We start from the raw sequence: 20239 nt of genomic DNA on the forward strand, positions 1-20239 counted from the left end.
GATTCCGTTCAATCTGAAGTTCCAATGGCACTGGATCCTTCGCTGGCCGGCAACAGGGAAGGGCGTTCGTCGAACCACTGCCGCGCCTTCGCCAGATGCCATTGGCGCTGGTCGCCGTCCAGCTCGATGCCCGCGCCCAGCAGTCCCCAGCGCAGGTAGAGATCGCCGCGTTTGCGCTGTTCCAGCAGATCCAGCCGCGCGCGTACCGACAGGCGATCGTTCTCGGCCTGCAGTCCATCGATGACCAGATGGCCAGGCCGCCAGCGCAGCGTCGCCTGTGCCTGCACCTGTCCAGAATCCAGAAGGGACAGGGTCCAGCGCGGGTAGTCGGTGCGCTCTGCGAACAGCGCGAGCAACGGACGGGCATCGCTGAGATCCAGATCTGTGGTGGCATCGACCTGGAACGGCGGCTGCGCATCGATTCGGCCACGCTTGAAGGCCGCGCGACCTTTCCAGGCGCATGTGCGCTCCATGCCCGCCACCTGCACATTGCGCAGCTCGACCGTGGTGCCGGACAGGTCGAAATGACGCTGGTTGAAGTCGCCGCGGCGCAGTGTTGCATTCACGTCGACATCGCCGCCCATGTCCAGCCCTGCCACCTTGGCACTCGCGTTGCGCCCCAGCAGGCGGGCGGTGCCATGACCGACGCGCCCATCGGTGTCTAGCGTGGCATCGCCACTCAGGCTGCCAGTGCCACGCAGCAGTCGCACCTGTGGCGAGCCAAGGTAACGGTTGTAGGCGGTCAGATCAGGAATGGTTGCTTCGCTGAAGCGCAGATGCGCGCGGACACCTTTGCGCAGCTCCTGCAGGCGACCATCGCCGGCCAGGTCCAGGGCCAGATCACGGCCGTCGAACAGGCGCACGTCCTTGGCATCGGTTGGCCGCGCAGTGAATCGCGGCAGCCGGACAGCCAGCTGTGCCTGGCTGGGGCTGCCGGCCGTCAACTCACCATGGGCGCTGGCCGTGCCCGCCAGGCGTACGCGCGCCACTTCGGCCACGGCTTCGGCGGCCGGGATGTCCACGGTGCTGCCTTCGATCAGTTCACCGTTGCGCACGCGCAGATCCGCTTTCAGCGTGCCGCCGCCGTCCAGCTGCAGCCACGGCTTGCGGACGAACAGGGCAGGGATCCAGTTGAGCGAGGTGAACGTCCATTCGCCGCGCACGGTGCCAGAGCTGCGTTGCAGCAGCTGGGCAGGCTGTTGGAAGGGGATGTCCCGGCCACTGATGTGCAGATCGGCATCCACTTCACTGCCTGAGCCGGGTTTGGGCGGCAGGCGGGCCTGCAGGCGCAGGTCGTTGGTCACGTTGAGCTGCAGTGCCAGCACGCCGCGATCGGGTGCGCCGTCGCCCAGGTGGAGCGGCACCTGCCAGAGCGCGTGGTCGCCGGGCTGCAGTTGGCCGTCGATCAGGTGGAGCGCCAGCTGAAGGCGTCCGGGAACGGGCGCGCTGGAGATCTTCGGCGTTGTGGCATCGGTATCCATGCGCAGGCCCTGACTGCGGGCATCAACATCAAGCTGGGCACGCAGCAGCCTCAACTTGGCCAGACCGGGCGCCTGGTCCCGGTAGTGGCGCGGATAGCTGAAGTGCGCGGTGAGATCCATGTCGCCCAACAGCTGCACGCCGTCAAAACTGGTGTCCGCATCGCCGAACGCAACTTCGGATTCAAAGAGTTCCGACGGCCCGCCACGCAGCTGCTTCAGGAACCCGACGGTACCTTGGCCCTTGCCGATGATCAGCAGCTTGCCCAGCCGGGCGCTGCGGATGCTGTCGCTGTGGATGGCATCGAAGCGCAGGGTCCAGCCCTGGTCGCCGCGCGGTGGTGAAGGAATGGCGTCTTCCACGCGGCTGATCTCGGCGGAAACCCCCGTGGCCTGCAGGCGTGGCACCCGCACCTCGCGCTGGAACAAGGGCAGTACCGCCAACCGGGCGCTGGCGCGGTCTGCGTGCAACACGTAGACCGTGTGGTTCACATGGCCGCGCATGTGCACGTTCCAGGCGATCACGTGACCGGGCAGCAGGGTGATGGCCGGACCCGTAGTCATCACGAACTTGTGCGGCTTGCGGTTGGTGATCTGATCGAACAGTGGCGTGTTGAGGAAGATGTTGCCGGCCAGCAGATACAGCAGGTAGATGCCCAGCAGGACGTAGGCAGGTACGCGCCATCGTCGAAGCCGGTGCGGGATGTGCGCGGAAACAGGGGGCATCTATTGCTCTAAAGGCCGGAATTTCCTCAACTATTACGGAGCGGATGGCGGTGGCGCGTGAAGCAGCGACGGGGCCGGAGTCCGATTCTGATAGTGTCCGCCCTGGTCACTACCTCAGACCTGCAGGAGTCGCATGGACATTCGACCGGCCAGCGAAAGTGACTTCGACGCCCTGTGGTGCATGTTGAAGGCAGCCATTGCGAAGCAGGATGCGCTGCCGTTCGCCGGCGCTTTTGGGGTCGAAACGTTTCGCACGCATTGGTTCCAAGACCAGACGCCTTACGTGGCTGTGCTGGAGGGCCGGGTTGTGGGCATGTACAAGATGGGGCCGAATTACCCTGATCTTGGGGCTCATGTGGCCAGCGCCACCTATGTGGTGGATGCGCCGGCACAAGGGCAAGGCGTGGGCCGGGCTTTGGTGGAGCACAGCCTGGAGCGGGCGAGGGCGGAAGGATTCCTGGCCATGCAGTTCAATTACGTGGTCAGTACCAATGGCCCGGCCGTGGCGTTGTACCGGAGGCTGGGGTTTGCAGTGGTCGGGACGTTACCGAAGGCGTTCCGGCATGGGACGCTGGGCCTGGTGGATGTCTTTGTGATGCACAGGTTCCTGTAGCCCGCTCGCGACGGGTACTGACAGGGCGCACGGGGGGCAGATTGAGGAGCGTGGTAACTGAAGGGCTTCGCTTGTCAGACCGGGGGGATGACCTGGGACAGTTGCATGAATCCTTCAATCGGCGTCACATTCTCACCACTGGCGTGGCCTTGGGTAAGGCTGCGCCAGCCCTCGATCCACCAGGAGAGCCCCCGCTTGATCCCATCGTGCTGCCATATATCCCTACCAGGCAGGGGCTCCCGATGAGCACGCCATGGCCCATGGGTACGCAGGCGCTGCAGGTTGGAGATCTGCTGATCGATCTCCGCTTTCGCCGCATCGTTTCCGCCGAGGGCAGCGTTGAGCTGCAGCACCGGATCTTTGATCTGCTGTTGCTGTTGATCTCCGAGCCGGACCGGTTGTTCACCCGGCAGGAGCTGTTTGATCGGCTCTGGGCGGGGCTGGTGGTGGATGATGCCAACCTGTCACAGAGCATCTGGTTGCTGCGCAAGGCGCTGGGCGAATCTCGCCGGGAGTGGATCCGCACGGTGGCCAAGCGCGGCTATGTGTTCCAGCCACCGGGCCCCGTGCAGTGGTTTGATTCGATGCCCCCGGTCAGCGATCCTGCGCAGATCGAGGCAGCATCTGATCCAGAGGCCGCCGTCCACGCGGCGGAGGCCGACAGCGTTACCGAAGCGGTTCCGGAAGCCGACCACGATGCCGATGCGGCGCCGGCCAACGCCGATGGCGATGCTGGCCCGGTAGCGGCCGAGGCCCCTTCAGCACCAGCGACCCCCGAAGAACCCGGCATTGCACCACTTGTGCCGCGTCGCCGCAGGCATCTATGGGTGACGGCAGCGGCGGCGCTGCTTGTGGTTGTTGCCGGCCTGGCACTATGGACCTTCTGGCCACGTACGGATTCCCCGGTGACGGTGGCCTTGATGCCATTGCAGTCCAATGCCGGCGCTGATGTACCTTGGGCGTCGGAACTACTGGTCCAATGGAGCAGCTGGAAACTGCAGCAGCTCCCCGAGGTGCAGCTGCTGAACGGCGAGGATCTGGCGCAGGGCAAGGCCTTGCCCCCCCCTCACGTGGTGTTGCTCAGTGCGGTGCGCAGCGCCGATGGCAAGCATGTTGTATTGCGTGCTCGCGTTCAGCGGAAGGGCCGCGACAGGATGCTGGAGAGGGAGGTTGGCTTGGCCGAAGCGCCTGCGGCGATTGATGCGTTGTCACGGGAGCTGGTCACTCTATTTGTGCCTGGGCCGGCAGATCGTTGGCCGGCGCTGGAAGTGGACAGCACCAGCGCCGAGCAGTATGCCGTGGCTGCGGCCGCCTTCGACCGGGGCGACTGGCGCGGTGTGCAGCAGGCGGCAAAGGAGGTCCTGGCCGGTGCACCACGTTTCGGCCTCATGCATCTTCAGCTGGCCATCGCCCAGTCCAACCTGGGCGAGAACCTGGAGGCGGTGCGACACATGGAGTTGGCGCGCACGCTGCTGGCGCCGTTGCCCGGCAACGCGGCTCGTTCGCTGGAAGCGCGCCAGCTGGAGATGGATCCCAGGCGGGCGCGCGACGCGGAAAAAGCCCTGAAGGAACTGCTTCAGGCGTACCCGGCACACGCGCCCTATCAGCGCCGGTATGTGCGGCTGTTGATCGAGACCGGGCAGTTCCGCAAGGCCATCTCCCAGCTGGGAGCCCCGACGGTGGTGGCCGATACTTCCGTGACAGCGCGTTACCAAGGCGCCGTCGCCTTTGCTGATGCCTATTACGGGCTTGGTGAGTTTGAGCGTTCGCGCGAAGCCGCCGCTTCCGCACAGGCCATCGCCGAGGCAGCGGGCGAGGGCATGCGTGCACAGGCAGCCGAAGCGGCGCTCCAGGGAGCACGGGCAATCGCCACGATGGAGCCAGCGAAGGGGGAATCGGCCTACCAGCATGCCGCGCAGTTGCTGCAACAGGCGGGTATACCGCGATATGCAGAGTACGCCGAGGTGCTGGCGATCGTGCATGCGGGCCAGGCGGCCCATGACAATACGCTGGTTGCGACTGCACTGCAGCGCGCCATGCGCAGCGGCGATCTCGGTCTTGCGGCAGATATCCAGGTGACCCTGGCCAATCTCAGCACCGATGCTGAAAGTCGCCTGCGCTGGCTGGGTGAGGCCCTGCAGACAGCGCAGTCGCTCGGAAACCTGAACCTTCAAGGCCAGCTGGAGATCGAGTTGGCCCTGGAGGATCTCCATTCGCTGCAGTTGACCCAGGCCGAGGCGAGGGCCAGGCAGATGCAGGCGCTGGGCCTGGAAGGCACTGCCGGTATTCGCGGCAACATCCTGGTCTCGCGCGTCTTCGAGATGCAAGGGCGTCTGCGTGACGCTGAACAGGCTGGCCGCTTGGCGCTGCAGGCGTCGCCGGCCGTCGCAGAGGGCGGGAGCCCCGACCGTTCCAATGCCGCGTGTCAGCTTCTGCGGATCACGACCCTGCTGGGTTCCGGCGGCGATCGAGAAGCAGGTGCTGGATGCGGTGAGGCGGACGACCCAAATTCGCGCTTTATTGCCACGTTGGCCAAAGCCTGGGTGGCACTGCTGTCGAATGATTCCGCCTCGGCGCGGCAGCATTACGAAGCAGCCAGAGTCCTGGTCTTCCGCGAACCGGGCCCGCAGACGGGGTGGGATCCGGCGCTGCCGATCAGGCAGATGCAGGTGGCGGCCCTGGCGCTGCGGGTGGGTAATCTGGATGCAGCAGCGCGGCTGATGGGCGAGGTGCAGGCCGCTGACGCCCGGGGTGATCTGACACCGCTGGACCAGGCGTTACTGGCCGTGGTCGGTTCCGAGATTGAAGCTGTTCGTGGACAATGGGCGGACAGCCGCCGATGGGCCGACCGAGCACGTAAGCTGCTTCCAGGCAGCGAGCGCGAGTTGCGGCAACGCCTGGACCTGCTGCAGATTGCCGATGACCAGCATCACGGCCGGCGTGACCAGGCCTTGGCGCTGGCAAAGCGGCTCCAGGCAGATGGCCGGCGTGAAGGTGACGTTCACCTGCAGCACCTGGTGGCCAGCTTGGTGCCTTCACGGGGCTCAGGCGACATGCGTGACCGTGTTTCCCTGCGCGGCGCGACGATGGCCTGGCTGTCCACGGCAGAGCGGAAGGACGAAGTTCGCCCGACCGTCCAGGCCACGCGCGAGCCTGTGGCTCAATAGAGAAAAAAATGAGGTACCGGTAGATGCCGGCATCTGCCCTGCAGGGGACGCTTGGCGCATCCTCGCGGACCGTGAAGAAAACAGCATGTGCCTGCACGCTTGCATCGTCAGCCTGGTCCTTGCTGCCACGGCCTTGTCAGCCAGTAGGCCGTTGCCCGCAGCCCGGCCAGATGACCATTGGTTGACGCCGGTCCCCGCGCCGGCAAGGGCCGGAGGCGCGCTGCCCCTGAAAGGACGGCCCCCCGGCGCCCCTCCACTGCCCGAGCTGCAGCCGCGACGCGCCTTGATTCCGCCCCGGCCACAGCGAGCAGCTCAAGCACCTTGCGTCCCGGTATCAAGCCCGGTGATCCGGAATGGGAAAGTTGTGCCGCGAGGGGTAGCCTTTCCTGCGTTGGATGCTACGCCCCCCAAACTGTGGCAGGACGGCCGCTGTGAAGGGGAGGGCATGCGTTAGGCAAGGGCCGACGAGACAGAAAAGATCATTTGACATCATTTGAGCCGGAGGCAGAAGCCGTTGCACCGGGATTTGCTGAGCATGGCCGCTCCTTTGTGGAGTACCGGCCATGTTCAACCCCGCTGAAGCCCTTCCCGGTCCGCAGCCAACTCCTGAAGACCTGCTGCGGGCAATCGACAACGGCCAGCTGCACCTGCTTTACCAGCCCAAGCTGGACTGTTCGACCGGCCAAACCGTTGGAGCCGAAGCCCTTGTGCGCTGGGCTCACCCACGGCTGGGACTCATTCCCCCGGCCCAGTTCATTCAGATGGCTGAACAGGGCGGGGTGATCGATCGTCTGGGGCAATGGGTGCTGCGTGCCGCCTGCCGCCAGCTCCGCCATTGGCGCGAGCGCGGCAACCTGCATTGGTCCGTGGCGGTGAACGTATCGCCACTGCAGCTGGAGTGCGCGCGCTTCGCCCAGCGTGTACTGAACTGCCTGGTCTGGTATGGCGTGCCCAGCAACCAGCTGGTGCTGGAGGTTACAGAGTCGACCGCCATCAAGGATGCCGACATCACCCAAAGCCAGCTCGCGGCACTGGCGGCGGCCGGCGTCCAGATCGCAATGGATGACTTCGGTACCGGCTTTTCCAGCCTGGCGCGATTGAGGCAGCTGCCATTGCGGGAATTGAAGATCGACCGTGCCTTTGTGGCTGGAGTGGATCGTAACGAGGTCGATCCGTCGATCATTGCCGCGATCGTCGGCATTGCCAGTGCCCTGCAGCTGCGGGTGGTAGCCGAGGGGGTGGAGCGAGAGGAACAGTTGCAGGTCCTGCGGACGCTGGGCTGTCACCAGAGCCAGGGCTACCTGCACGCACCTCCCATCAGCGGCGAACTTTTCCTTGCTCGCTTTGGCAGGTGCTTCCTCCAGGTGCCGCCAACGCGGCCGCAGGTTGGGGAGGTGGCCTTTGGATGATCGCCTTTGCTCGCTGACCGACGCGCAGCCGTTGCCCCTGTGCCACCTGCTGCTGCGTCAGTTCCGCGATGCCCGGCCAGGTGTGCGCGCAACACAGATCCTGTTGCCGCCCCACCCCTCGAACGCCATCCGGGATGAGTTCCAGCAACTGCGCCGGCGCGGCTGGCTCACGGTCATGGTACTGCGGGACCGCGATGGCCAGCGTTTCAGCGGGTGGGGCGTATCGCTCACTCCGATGGGTCGGATGGTGCTGGACGCACTGGATCGCCAGGTGCCGGCGGCTACGATTGTCGCGTCCCGTGGCGTCGAACGGGTTGATGGTGACCCGATCGGTGCTAGCTTCAACAGGTAAGCGCGCTTGAAAATGCAGATGCCGCCTACTTGTACCGAAGAACCGTATGGCCTGATCACCCGCGGTGATCTACGTCGCTGCATCGACGCAGAGGAACTGCAACTCCACTATCAACCCGTAATCGATCTTGTCGGTGGCGCGGTGTGTGGTGTCGAAGCCGTGCTGTGTTGGCAGCGCCGCCACTTGGACTGGCGGCAGCCCGACGCCTTTCTGGCATTGGTGACCGCGTCGGACCTGATGAAGCACCTGGACTACTGGGTGCTGGAAACCGCTGGGCAACAGATGGCGCGATGGCGAGCGCAGGGTCTGGAATGGAATCTGTCGGTGCGCACCTCGTTGCAGAAGCTGAAACGGCCCTCCTATCGGCAGGCCCTTCTTCAGATGCTGGACGAGCAGCGCCTGCCACCCCGTCAGCTGACGCTGGTCTTCAATGCCGAGGAACTTTCAGACGACGCGGACCTGCGGCAACTGGCCTGGTTGTCTGCGCGGGGCGTCGTTTTCTCCATTGGAACTGTTGATCCTGCCTATATTGAACCGGCATGGCTACTGCCCATGCCCATCCAGGAGATCAGGCTTGTCAGGCCCTATCACGACCGGGGCGGCCCGCATCGTGGCGAGCAGGCTCTGGCGTCGTTGCTGGCGGCGGCCACAAGGCGGCATCTGCGCGTGGTGGCCACGGATGTCGGTACCCGCCAGGAGTTCCGGCAAAGCCAGGTACTTGGCATGGACCGCGGGCAGGGCAACTTCGTTTGCCCGCCGATGGCTGCGGATCCGCTGATAACACACCTCCTACGCACGGGTGCACTCAACGGTGCTTGATTGAGTTCCGTGCGCGGGGACCCCGATGTCAGCTTCCACACGTTCAATACGTCCATCCGCGCTGACTACCGCTTGCCTGTCTCTCGCAGTGGCCAGGCGTCAGCTGGTTCTGTCTCTGCAGCCGCGGGTTGACTGTCGCACCCGCAGCGTATGCGGCGCCGAGGCCTCCCTGTACCTGTGTCACCCGCGCCTAGGGCGCCTTGCGCCCCAGCGCTACCGGCCATTGGCCGAACAAGCCGGGCTCGCGGTTGAGCTCGATCACTGGATGCTCGATGCCGCCTGTCGCCAACTCGAACAGTGCCGCGCAGAGGGTGGATCCGCGTGGACAATCACGGTTCCGGTTTCGATGTCCACGTTGCAGGCCCCAGGCTTCCAAGGGCGGGTCTGCTCGGCACTGGGCCGCGGCGGGCTGCCTGCGTCGCGCCTGATCCTGTGCTTGCCGAAGTCTGCGGCCCTTGCCGGTTCGGACGCGCACCGTCATGCCTTCAGTCTGCTGGGAATGGGCGTGCAGCTTTCCATGGGCGAACCGGATGAGACTGACGCCGCGCTGGCTTGGCTGCCGTCTGCGCTACTGCATGAAATATCGATTCCCCGGTCTCTGATCGACGCACTGGATCGATGCGTGATTGCCCGTGCAACCGTTGCTGCGCTAATCGGTGAATGGCAGCGCGCCGGCTTACGCGTCTCCGCAGGAGGCGTGATCAGGGATGAGCAACACATGCTCCTGGCTGCGCTCGGATGCGACACAGCGCAGGGTGCACTCTACGGCCATCTGCCGCAGCGATAGATGCGGGCGTGCATCACCGATGCAGTGTTGATGGGACAACATCTGCGCAAACGAATGCTGCAACGCGCAATAGATTGAATCGAGGCTTTTTCCAGCACGTTGGCACGCTGTCACTGCCGGTTTAGAAGCGCACCGATGTGGGCATGGCAACAATTCACTCATCGCGTGATTCGCATCACTTTTTGAGCCAGAACAACGGCAGTGACTTATGGCCTATCCGCACCGAGTAAATGCCCTGAGCACGACGTGCTGCACTGATGGCGTGCGCCACTAATTCAGCCGCGAATAACAATTCTGAAACTTTTCATTGACGCCGCTTTCCTGCTGCCAGAAGGTCGTGCCGCCGCACTTCCACACGGCCACGTCATCGCATGGGGAGTTATGCAATGGAGCATCGTTCGTTTCGTACGTCACTGCTTGGCTTGGTAATGCTGTCGATCGTTCCAGCCGCCCACGCGGCGAAGCCGGTGCCGATCCCGATCGCGGATTTTGCGCGGTATCCTGCCATCCAGTCGGTATCGATGAGCCCTGACGGAAAGCGCCTGGTCGCGCTGGTGTCCTCCGCCGATGGTGCCCAGGAGCCGTCGCTGGCCAACTGGGACATGGATAACCTGGAAGCGGGTCCGGTGAGCGTAACGCCTGCCGGCGAGCGGATGAAGTTCATTGCCGCTTCGGCGTTGAAGGCGGAAAAGACGTTGGTGATTGCGCGACAGGAGTGGACGGGCCGCCTCGGGAACTGCGGCGAAGGCAATGCCACCGGCGCCACAAAGACCTTCATTACTAAAGCCTACATCACCGACGCCAAGCAGACGTCCTTCGACGAAGCGTTCGCAAGCAATGTCCGCAAGGCAGGCATCAGCGAGGAAACACAGCGCTGCGCGGAAATTTCCGGCAGTGCAGGACTGGTTCACATGCTGCCGCTGGAGCCTGATCACGTGCTGGTCAGGCAGATCAACCAGTCGACACTGAGCGTGGACTACCTCCGCTACAACCTGAAAACCGGCGCCACCGAACTGGTGGTCCGGTCCGATGATCAAACATCGCCAGGGCTGTTCCATCCGCGTACTGGCGAGCTCCTGACCCGCACGTCGATCAAGCCCTCGGGAAGCAACGAGTTCGACTACCAGATTCTGATCAAGGACCGGGCCACTGGTCAGTTCGTTGTCCATGATGCCTTGACCACCAAACTCAGCGAACGCTTTGCGATGAACATCAACGGCATCGACGAGGCATCGGGGAAGCTGTACGTGCTTACCGACAGATTCTCCGACCATGTCCAGGCGTGGGCGTATGATCCGGCTACGAAAGCGTTCGACAAAGAGCCGCTGGCGGCGCACCCGCGCTTCTCCATCGGCGGGCTCATCCTGGACAGGCGTAGCGCCAGCTTCAATTCAATCCTGGGCTTTGTAGTGGATGCCGAGCGCACGGAGGCCGTCTACATCGAGCCGCGCCTGAAGGCGCTTCATGAAGGGTTGAAGCAGGCCTATCCGGGACAGAGCGTCAATCTGCAGGCGTACAACGACGACCTGTCGAGGGTTCTCTTCGAGACCGACAGCGCCCGCCACCCGGTGGCCCATCACGTGCTGGTGGATGGTGCCAAGGTCACAACGCTGGGTAGCCAGCACCCATGGATTGACCCGAGCCGGATCGGTGCGCAGCGCTGGGTGAGCTACCGCGCACGCGATGGCCTCGAGATTCCCGCCATCCTCGATCTGCCTGCCGCCTGGAAGGAAGGCGATCCGGCGTTGCCGGCCATCATCCATCCGCATGGCGGCCCTTGGGTGCGCGACACTACCGGCTGGGATGCGAGCGGTTGGGTTCCCTTCCTGACCTCGCGTGGTTACGCCGTGCTGCGCCCTCAGTATCGGGGAAGCATGGGCCTGGGCCGCAGCCTGTTGTTGGCCGGTGATCGCCAGTGGGGTGAAAGGATGCAGGACGACAAGGATGACGGCGCGGCCTGGCTGGTGTCGCAGGGGATTGCCGCCAAGGACAGAATTGCGATCTTCGGCTATTCCTATGGTGGCTTTGCGGCGGCCGCGGCGGTCGTGCGCAGCCCCTCGCCATACCAGTGTGCAATTTCCGGTGCACCGGTGACCGATCTGGCGCGCCTGGGCAACAGCTGGGGCACTACGCGGGAGATGCGCGTGTTGCATACGCAGACCATCAAAGGCATGGATCCGATGCGCAACACGGATAAGGCCGGATTGCCCGTGCTGCTGTATGTCGGTGATCGCGACGTTCGCACGCCGGCGTTCCATGCACGCTCCTTCCACAACGCAGTGAAGGATCGGGTCGCATCGCGGTTGGAAATCATTCCTGACATGCCGCACTCGATGCCGTGGTATCCGCGCCACATCGAAACCAGCCTGGGCCTGATCGAGAACTACCTCAGGAACGACTGCGGTCCGGGCGGGCTGTAACCGCCCATCGCACCTGCTGCGCTCTGCGCAGCGCCCTCCGTTTGATATCCGCTGCAGTGCCTGTGCGTGCCCGTTTTCGGGTGCGACGGTCGACTGTTGCCCCACCACGCCGCGTTCCGATGCCAGGACGCTGTACTACCGAAGGAGTGGAACCCGATGCATGCACTACATACGCGCCGTACACGCACTGCCCATCTGCCCCTGGCCCTGGCGGTCGTTGCTGCGCTGCATGGAGGGCCCGTGCGCGCCCAGGACAGCGGCGCCGCCCCCCCGGCATCGGCCGAAGACGCGGCGAAGGCAGCCGCGTCGCCTGCAGCAGTCAATGCCACAAAGGCGGCCACGCAGCTGGATGCAGTCAGCGTCACCGGTTCACTGCTGCGCCGTGCGGACTACGAGGCGACATCGCCAATCCAGACCATCGATGTCAACACCAGCGTCGAGCAGGGAAACCTGTCCTTGGCCAATGTGCTGCAACGCTCAGCGCTCGGCGGCTCTTCCACGCAGCTCACCAACCAGTTCGGTGGCTTCGTGGTGGACGGTGGACTGGGCGTGCAGACCATTTCGTTGCGCGGATTGGGGTCCAAGCGCACGTTGGTGCTGTTGAACGGACAGCGCCCGGGACCGGCAGGCGTACGCGGCGCGGTGGGCAGCTTCGACCTCAACGTCATTCCCAATGCACTGCTGCGCAGCGTAGAAATCGTCAAGGATGGTGCGTCGTCGATCTACGGCTCCGATGCCGTCGCCGGCGCAGTAAACCTGATCACCCGGCGCGACATCACACGTCCAGAGCTGGAGGTGCGTACTGAAGTGCCACTCGGCGGTGGTGGCGAGCAGTTTGGCGCATCGCTGCTGGCGGGCTGGAAGATGGATGCAGGCAGCATAGTGGTGGCGGGCGACGTCAACCGACAGAATACGATGACTGTCGGCGACCGTCGGTTCCTGCAGTGTCAACGCCCGCTGATCCGAGGCACAGATGGCCGCTCCATCGACATCGAAGACCGCTCGATAACGGCCGGGACGCCGCTCGCGGGCTGCCAGAACCTGCTGATCAACGCCATCGTCGAGCCCGGGACCAGCAACATGTATGTGCCGTCAACGGACGGTACTACCGTTGGCCCCTTTGCTGGCTTCCGACCCAACCGGTTCCGCCGTCATAGCGGCACCGAGTCGGCGTCGACTGAGGAGGTCTCGAACTTCGAGCGCTACAAGGAGCGCCAGATCATCAACCAGGCCCGCAGAGCCACGGGCTACCTGAGTACCGATTTCAGCTTCGGCGGCATCAACTGGCAGAGCCAGTGGTTGGTCAACCGTCGCGAATCCGAACACGGGTACTGGCAGCAGTTCTTCCCTGTGGTACCCGCCGCCGGCACGCGATTCAACCTGGCCATGCCGGTTATGCCGCTGCGACTGTCCAGCGAGGCTGCTGTCACCTATTTCCATGCCAGCAACCGCTTCGACGGCCTTGTGGGCGGTACCGACACCTGGGCATGGCAGTTGAACACGAACTACTCCCGCTCCAGCGGCAACTATGCGTCGGACACCATCGTAGCGGCCCGCACCGGCGATCGCTCCAGGCCGGGCACTGGCGTGCCGGCGGCAGACTATTTCAACCCGGGCTTTCTGGATGGCACGCGCAGCGATGAGCTGAAATCGCTGCTGGTTGCGAGGGACAAGGGCAGTACGCTTTACACCCAGGCTACGGCCAACGCGTTGTTCACCGGTGACCTGTTCTCGTTGCCAGCCGGTGCTGTCGGCGCCGCGTTCGGCCTCGAGTACCGCACCTATGCCATTGATGACCAGCCCGGCGAGCTGTCGCGCACGGGGGGAGGGTGGTCCACCAGTTCCGCGCAGGCAACCCGCGGTCGGGATCGGGTGCTGGAGAGCTTCACCGAGATCGAGGTGCCGATCATCAAGGGCATGCCCGGGATTGAATCGCTGACTGCCAACGGCTCCGGTCGCATCTTCCGTTACAACTCGGTGGGGGCGTCGGACAAGGTCTGGAAGCTGGGCCTGAATTGGCAGGTCAATTCCTGGTTGCGCATGCGCGGCAGCGTGGGCACCTCCTACCGCGCGCCCGGGCTGTACGAGTTGTATCTTGGCAACCAGACAGGATTCATGCCGCAGACGGCCGTGGACCCCTGCGTGCGCTGGGGTGAAAGCAGCCGCGATTTCCTGCGCGCAAACTGTGCGGCGCATGGCATTCCGGACAACTTCAATGGGGCCGCTACGTCAGCGGTGATCCACTCGCAGGGCGGGGCAGGGTCGCTTGTTCCCGAGAAGTCGCGGTCCCGCAGCGCCGGGTTGGTGCTGACCCCCGCATTCGGGGACATGAACATTGCCATTGACTACTTCGACTATGACATTCGCGACGAAATCGCCCAGCTCAGCGCGGCCAGCATCGTGCGGGGGTGCTATGACAGCGCCGTGCATCCGAACCGCTTCTGCAACCAGTTCACGCGCGGCCCGCGCACCAACGACGCTCAGGCTTTTGCCATCGGCGACATCCGCAGCCCCTATCTGAACATCAATCGCCAGCGCACCCGCGGCTACGATCTTGCAATCAACACGAGCCATACGTTCGGCTTCGGCACGCTCAATCACGAAACGCGTGCCACCTACACGCTTTCAGACAGCGTGCAGTTGTTCGATAGTGCCGGTCAGGATGGGCGGCGAAGCAGCGAGCTGGCCGGTTCGATCGGGCGCCCCAGGATCAGTGCAACCACGCAGTTGCAGTTCCAGCGTGGAGACTGGTCGGCCCAGTGGCTGGTCAATTATATCGGCGCTACCGAGCACCCGGAACTTGCGCCGCGCTTCAACTACCTCGGGTACGCCGATGCACGGCGTGACATCCGTGCAGATGCGCGCATCTATCACACCGCCGCGGTGACCTATCGCCAATCCGACTGGTCGATGACGTTGGGTGTTCGCAACCTGTTCAACCGTGAACCGGACACCATCTCTGGCGACGTGGGGGCGGTGTACGGAAATGTGCCCGTAGACGCCACCCAGTACGACCTGCTCGGTCGCAGCGTTTTCGCCAGGGCGACGTATCGCTTCTGACCTCTGCCGTCGCGCCGAGTGCGCGACGGATCTTACGCAGGCGGCCCACCTCTGCAGACTCCCAGGATCACTTCACGGCCCGGTCCGGGCCGTGGCTCTTTGAGGCTGGGCAGTTTCGTCAGGAAGGGGCTTTGGTGAGAAAAAATGAGACCAATTGAGATGGCCGCAGACGCAAGGTCCAGTCCGTCAGCCCAAGATCTGGGCCTGTGTACTTAGACCTGCCTGGCGGGTCGGTATCGCGTTTCTGGCCACGCCGGACGACTGTAAAGATCAATCGAGCAATCACACGCCATGACGTACTTCGAAAACCGGACGCCGACGTCCGGCCGACTGCTGCCTGCCACTCCCACGACGACCCGTCTTGTGGTTCCGACTCTCTCCTCATTGATGGTGCTGGCCGGGCCAGTCCAAGGTGCCTGCGTGCTGGAGGGCTCTCGCCAGATCTGTTCCGGCACCCATACCACGTCACGCAATCTGGAGATCTCCTCGCGTGCTACGCAACCAGATCTGGTTGTCGTGGCGGATGAAAGTTATCTGCGCACCAACAGCAATACTGTCTTCCCCAATGGCTACGGGCTGCGCCTGAGCGTGCTTCCTGGGCACGGGCGACTGGACTTCACCCAGCAAGCCGGCGGGCGCATCTCCGGCGGCGACATGGGCCTGTACGCGTCGAATACGGGGAATGGTGACAGTGTCCTGTCGCTGTCTGGAAGCGTTGCCAGCGGGCGTAGTTGGGCAGCGCAGGTTGTGGGCTCCAGGACAACAGCTGCGATGCGCATCGTGCAGCCCGAAGGGACGATTGGCGGGACGGCCGGCGGGTTGGCCGTTATGCATTCCGGGCGCGGCGATCTGGATGTTGTGTCCGGCGGCCAGATCACTGCAGGTACCGCCAGCGCGTTGCTGATCAACTCGGGCACGACCACCGACAACCTGCGGGTTCAGCAATCCGGTGGGAGCGCCCTCCGCAGCGACAGCCCCGTGGCCGATGTCCTGAAGACCACCCATGACGGCCGCGGGGAGCTGGCTCTTGATCTGGATGGAACCATACACTCCTCCGGAGCCGAGGGGCGCGCTGTAACGGCGATGAATACCGGCTCTGGCAGCGTGCTGTCGCTACGGCAGGGTGCGAGCGGTGATATTTCAAGCGGCTCCGATGCGGTGATCCTACTGAGCTATGGCCAGGAGGGGGCGCAGGTGAATCTGTCCGGACGCATCGCTTCCGCACGGGGCCAAGGTGTCTATCTCGGCAAGCGGGGCGGCGCGGGCGAGGTCAGTCTGCGCGCGGCGGCGCAGGTTGCCGGCGCTACCTCCGGCATCACGGTCATTAATGATGAGAGCATACCCAGTAGCCTCGACCATACACGCATCCTACTCGAAGGGGATGTGACCGGCGGCAGCAGGGTGGGGGTACTGGTCAACCACTTTACCGCGGGCGATTTGACCCTGCGTCAAATGCGGGGGGCGGTAGCAGGTGGCATTGACGGCATTCATCTATTGAACACCGGTAGTGGCGAGGTGCAGATCGACCTGCAGGGTGACGCGCAGGGCAATAGATTTGGGGCGTTCCTGACGCAGGAGGGCAGTGGCAACGTCCGGGTTCAGCAGCATTCGGGAACCCTGTCCGGCGGGGAGCGTGGCCTGAACATCAATAACCCGGGGGAGGGCGACGTATCGGTCTCCACAGCAGCAGACATACGCGGTGGCCGTTATGGCGTTTGGCTCACCAACAGCGGAACCTCGGGCACTTCCGATCTGAATCTGCACCAGATTTCGGGCACGTACTCTGGCAGCGAGGCCGGGTTGAACGTATCCAATACCGGCAAGTATGGGATGACCCGATTGCAGTTGGAAGGCAGCATCGTTGGTGGCAGCGATGCCGCAATCGTGCTCAACACGCTCGGCACCGCGATGGAGATCATGCAAGATGCTCGCGTTGATGGCCGAACCTCCGGCACCGCCATCAGACGTCAGGAAATGATCAATCCCCACGATGGCGGAGCGGTCCGCGGGCCCCTGCACGTGAACAGCCGCGGATGGCTGGCCGGTGACGCCATTCTCGGCCACGGCGATGATGTGTTCAGGCTACAGGGCGGGCACTTCCTGGGAAGCATCCATGCCGATCACGTGCCTGGCGCGGTGCGGGTTGCTGGCGAGTTCTCTGGCGGAGACGACACATTCGAGTGGTCTGCCGGTGAATTCATCGGAAATTTCTACGGTCAGGATGGCTCGGACGCAGTCCGGATAAGCGCCATTGACTATGACGGTTCGCAGCAGTTCGACGGAGGCGATGACACATCAGTCTCGGATGGAATGGTCGACAGGTTGACGCTGGAAGGCGTCAGTACGGCGACCCTCGGGAGTCATCTTCGCAACTGGGAGGTTGTTACGTTGCGGGGTTCCCAACTGCAGATCAATGACGGTAGCTGGGTTGTGGGAATGCCGGACGAGCAGGTAACCGGGGTATGGCTTGAGAACGGTGCTTCGCTTGGAGGCGCAGGCAATATTGTTCTGGACGCGAATCTGCATATCGATGCCACTTCGCGCTTCATAGCCCGAGGGTCAGGGCAGGGCAGGCATGTGGTCGAAGGCAATGTGGTCAGCCGTGGTGCAATCACCAGCGGCGACGGCAAGGCGGGCGACCGGCTGCGGATCAACGGCAATTACGTGGGTCACGACGCACATCTAGTGCTGGATGCTTTTCTTGCCGGCGACGATGCCGCGACCGATCAGTTGCAGGTGGCTGGCAATGCATCAGGCACCACACGGGTCAGCATCCGCAACACGGGGGGAATGGGCGCCTCAACGGTACGCGGTATTCCGGTCATCAAGATCGACGGACATTCAAGCGAGGATGCGTTCGCACTGGATGGCCGTGTAGTAGCCGGTGCATATGACTACTTCCTTCGCAAGGGTCATGGCAATGATGGCAGCTGGTATCTGAAATCAGAGCTGCCGGACGCGCAGCCGGAGGTGCCTGCCGGATTGCCGACCGGGCAGGTGCGACCTGAGGCCGGCGCTTACAAAGCCAATCTTTCGCTGGCGCTGGACATGTTTCGACTGGGTTTCCATCGGCGCCACATGGGGCAGCACGCGGGGCAAGGCTGGGCTCGTGCAGACAGTTCACAACAGCGTTTCAGTGCTGCGCAGCAGCTGGCTATCCGCAGCGGCGCCCATACGGCTAGCGCGGGCGCCGAAATCTGGCGTGGCCCGTCGGGAAGTTCGGCTGGCATTGAGGTGTCCCGCGGCCGGGCCAGCAACACATCGGTCAGCGACCTTACCGGGTATCACGCCCGTGGCGAGGTCAAGGGTACTGCCGTGGCGATCCACGGCACCTGGCGGAAGGCTGGAAACGGCGAGGACTATGCCGGGATCTATGCCGATGGGAGCTTGCAGTACGCCCAGTTCCAAAACCGTGTGGATGGTGTTGCGCTGCAGTCTGAACGCTACAAGAGCAGTTCCGTTAAGGCCGCAGCGGAAATAGGGTACGCAATACATGTGGGTAGTGGGAGCCTGGGAATGCATCTGGAGCCCCAGTTGCAGCTGGGGTACAGCAATCTTCGGGGGCGGCGGCATACGGAAACCAACGGCACCCAGGTAGAGGGGGGCGATACGGTCGGTTTGTTTGGCCGCATGGGGCTGCGCGTGTCTGGCGTGGTGAAACAAGGTGGCGCCGCCGCTCGGGTACAGCCCTTCATATCGGCCGACTGGATCCATGGTGTGCCAGGCGAGCTCTCAATGGATGGCTACCGGATTGATGCGGGATCCAGTCGCAACAGACGCGAGTTCAGTGCAGGCGCGACGATCGGCTTTGCCAACGGCACGAGCGGCTGGATGTTGCTTTCGTTGCAGGAAGCCAATGGCAGGAATGAAGCAGCAGCGCAGGTGGGTATCAGTTACCGGTGGTGATGCCTGCCTCAGGCGGATCGGTTCAAGCAAAAGAGAGGAGGGCGCAGAAGACGGTAGAGCTCAAAGAGATTGATTGACAACAAATGAGGGAGGGGCAGAAGCCCTGCGGGTGGTGATTGCTCAGCATCCCCCCTCTGCCAAGGAGTTGCAGCCGTGCTCGTATCTGATCATGCCAGTCCCCTTGCTGCGCCCGCGCCCGAGCAGTTGATGCGGGCAATGAGCAATGGCGAGCTGGTCATGCTTTACCACCCAAAGGTCGAATGCGGAAGCCGGAAAATGATAGGCGCCGAGGCAATGGCCGTTTGGCAGCATCCTCAACAGGGCCTCATCCCTCTGGCCCCTTTTATTGGACTAGCACACGACCAGCGGGTCATCCATTGGATCGGTCGATGGGAGCTCGATCGGGCCTGTGTCCAATTGCGAGATTGGCACTATGCCGGCAACCGGGACTGGACGATCGCGGTCAACGTCTCTTCGACGCAGCTTCAGCATTCCGATTTCGGTGGCCAAGTGCGTGATGCCCTGCATCAGAATGGGATTACGGCAGACAAGCTGATACTGGATGTCAGCGAATCCTGCCTGATGCAGCAGAGCGATGAGTGCCGCAATACGCTGTTGGACCTGTATGCCGATGGGGTGCAAATCGCGCTGGAAGGATTCGGCAACAGAGTCACCAGTCTCGCGCGGCTTAAGCGCCTTCCCATCAATGAACTAAAGATCGATCCGGTATTTGTCGCCGACGTTGACAGAAATCCGGTGGATTCTGACATTGTTTCGTCCATCGTCACGTTGGGCGCGATCCTTGGATTGCGGGTGGTTGCTGAAGGCATCCAGCGCCCAGAGCAACTCCGCGCAGTGGAATTGCTGGTGTGCGATCAGACCCAGGGGCTGCTGCACGCTCCGGCCATGAGCGGCAGCGGGTTCCTGCAGCAATTCGGGCTGCCCAACCAGGGGGGCGTCGCCGTGGTGCCGCCAGAATTCAAGGAGGTAACCCTTGGATGAGATCGCCGATGCTGTGTCGCGGAAGCGCCTGCGACTCTGCGCACTGATGCTCCAGCACTATCAGACTGTGCGCCCCAGTTTGCGGATCGCGCGGATGCACTTTCCCGAGTACTCCATCAACGAAATCCACAGAACCTTTCACCATCTACGTGCGCTCCGATGGCTGGAAGCTACCTTGGCCTATGATGCCGACGGTCGCCATTTTTCCGGCCTGGTGGTCCAGTTGACACCTCTGGGACATGCGGCTGTGCGAGCCCTGTCGGTAGAGGCCGGGTGCGCTGCCGCAAAGTGATGCATTTCGGCGGCATGGATCCAGGTGCTACGGCGTCGAAGTGGTTCTCCATTGGCAGCACCACCACCTGGATGCAGTCCGACGACTTGCCATCCCCAACTGATGGAAGGGGCGGTCGGAACGTTGAGATATCAATTTATCTCGTTGAATAGAAAGGGAAATAGAATGGCGCACCGCATTCCTCGTTCGCCCGGTCGCTGACCCCACG

12 protein-coding genes are annotated in these 20239 nt (G+C 63.3%); 11 read left to right on the forward strand and 1 reads right to left on the reverse strand.

The genetic code is table 11. The annotated features are described in order from the left end of the window. Window positions 1-8: 8 nt before the first annotated feature. On the reverse strand, window positions 9-2204 hold the full coding sequence (locus AC13GF_RS05830; protein WP_483003769.1) for an AsmA family protein: 2196 nt from the start codon (window positions 2202-2204) through the stop codon (window positions 9-11). A gap of 133 nt (window positions 2205-2337) precedes the next feature. On the opposite strand from AC13GF_RS05830, the gene AC13GF_RS05835 reads away from it, so the two are divergent. From AC13GF_RS05835 to AC13GF_RS05885, 11 genes are all read left to right on the forward strand, one after another. Further along, on the forward strand, window positions 2338-2817 hold the full coding sequence (locus AC13GF_RS05835) for a GNAT family N-acetyltransferase (RefSeq protein ID WP_483003770.1): 480 nt from the start codon (window positions 2338-2340) through the stop codon (window positions 2815-2817). 242 nt (window positions 2818-3059) lie between these two features. After that, complete coding sequence (locus tag AC13GF_RS05840) at window positions 3060-5984, forward strand: winged helix-turn-helix domain-containing protein (protein WP_483003771.1); 2925 nt, start codon at window positions 3060-3062, stop codon at window positions 5982-5984. Between the two features lie 563 nt (window positions 5985-6547). Next, window positions 6548-7393, forward strand: coding sequence for a putative bifunctional diguanylate cyclase/phosphodiesterase (locus tag AC13GF_RS05845; protein ID WP_483003773.1), 846 nt, complete (start codon window positions 6548-6550; stop codon window positions 7391-7393). Beyond that, window positions 7386-7745 (forward strand): hypothetical protein, encoded by a 360-nt coding sequence (locus AC13GF_RS05850; protein ID WP_483003775.1) that lies wholly within the window; start codon window positions 7386-7388, stop codon window positions 7743-7745. The genes AC13GF_RS05845 and AC13GF_RS05850 overlap by 8 nt, the downstream gene beginning before the upstream one ends. A 12-nt stretch (window positions 7746-7757) precedes the next feature. Continuing rightward, complete coding sequence (locus AC13GF_RS05855) at window positions 7758-8564, forward strand: EAL domain-containing protein (protein WP_483004287.1); 807 nt, start codon at window positions 7758-7760, stop codon at window positions 8562-8564. A gap of 25 nt (window positions 8565-8589) precedes the next feature. Then, window positions 8590-9351 (forward strand): EAL domain-containing protein, encoded by a 762-nt coding sequence (locus AC13GF_RS05860; protein ID WP_483003777.1) that lies wholly within the window; start codon window positions 8590-8592, stop codon window positions 9349-9351. 428 nt (window positions 9352-9779) lie between these two features. Further along, the gene (locus AC13GF_RS05865; protein ID WP_483003779.1) at window positions 9780-11771 is read left to right on the forward strand and encodes an alpha/beta hydrolase family protein; all 1992 of its coding nucleotides are present in this window, start codon (window positions 9780-9782) and stop codon (window positions 11769-11771) included. 240 nt (window positions 11772-12011) lie between these two features. Next, a complete protein-coding gene (locus AC13GF_RS05870) occupies window positions 12012-14831 on the forward strand; it encodes a TonB-dependent receptor domain-containing protein (RefSeq protein WP_483003781.1) in 2820 nt (939 codons plus the stop codon). 291 nt (window positions 14832-15122) lie between these two features. Beyond that, window positions 15123-18737, forward strand: coding sequence for an autotransporter outer membrane beta-barrel domain-containing protein (locus tag AC13GF_RS05875; RefSeq protein WP_483003783.1), 3615 nt, complete (start codon window positions 15123-15125; stop codon window positions 18735-18737). A gap of 153 nt (window positions 18738-18890) precedes the next feature. Next, window positions 18891-19739 carry an EAL domain-containing protein gene (locus AC13GF_RS05880; RefSeq protein ID WP_483003785.1) on the forward strand — a complete coding sequence of 283 codons (849 nt, stop codon included), beginning with the start codon at window positions 18891-18893 and terminating at the stop codon, window positions 19737-19739. Then, window positions 19732-20031 (forward strand): hypothetical protein, encoded by a 300-nt coding sequence (locus AC13GF_RS05885; RefSeq protein ID WP_483003787.1) that lies wholly within the window; start codon window positions 19732-19734, stop codon window positions 20029-20031. The genes AC13GF_RS05880 and AC13GF_RS05885 overlap by 8 nt, the downstream gene beginning before the upstream one ends. Window positions 20032-20239: the final 208 nt, after the last annotated feature.

Source organism: Stenotrophomonas sp. 22LJNL06-5-1 (assembly GCF_056861455.1).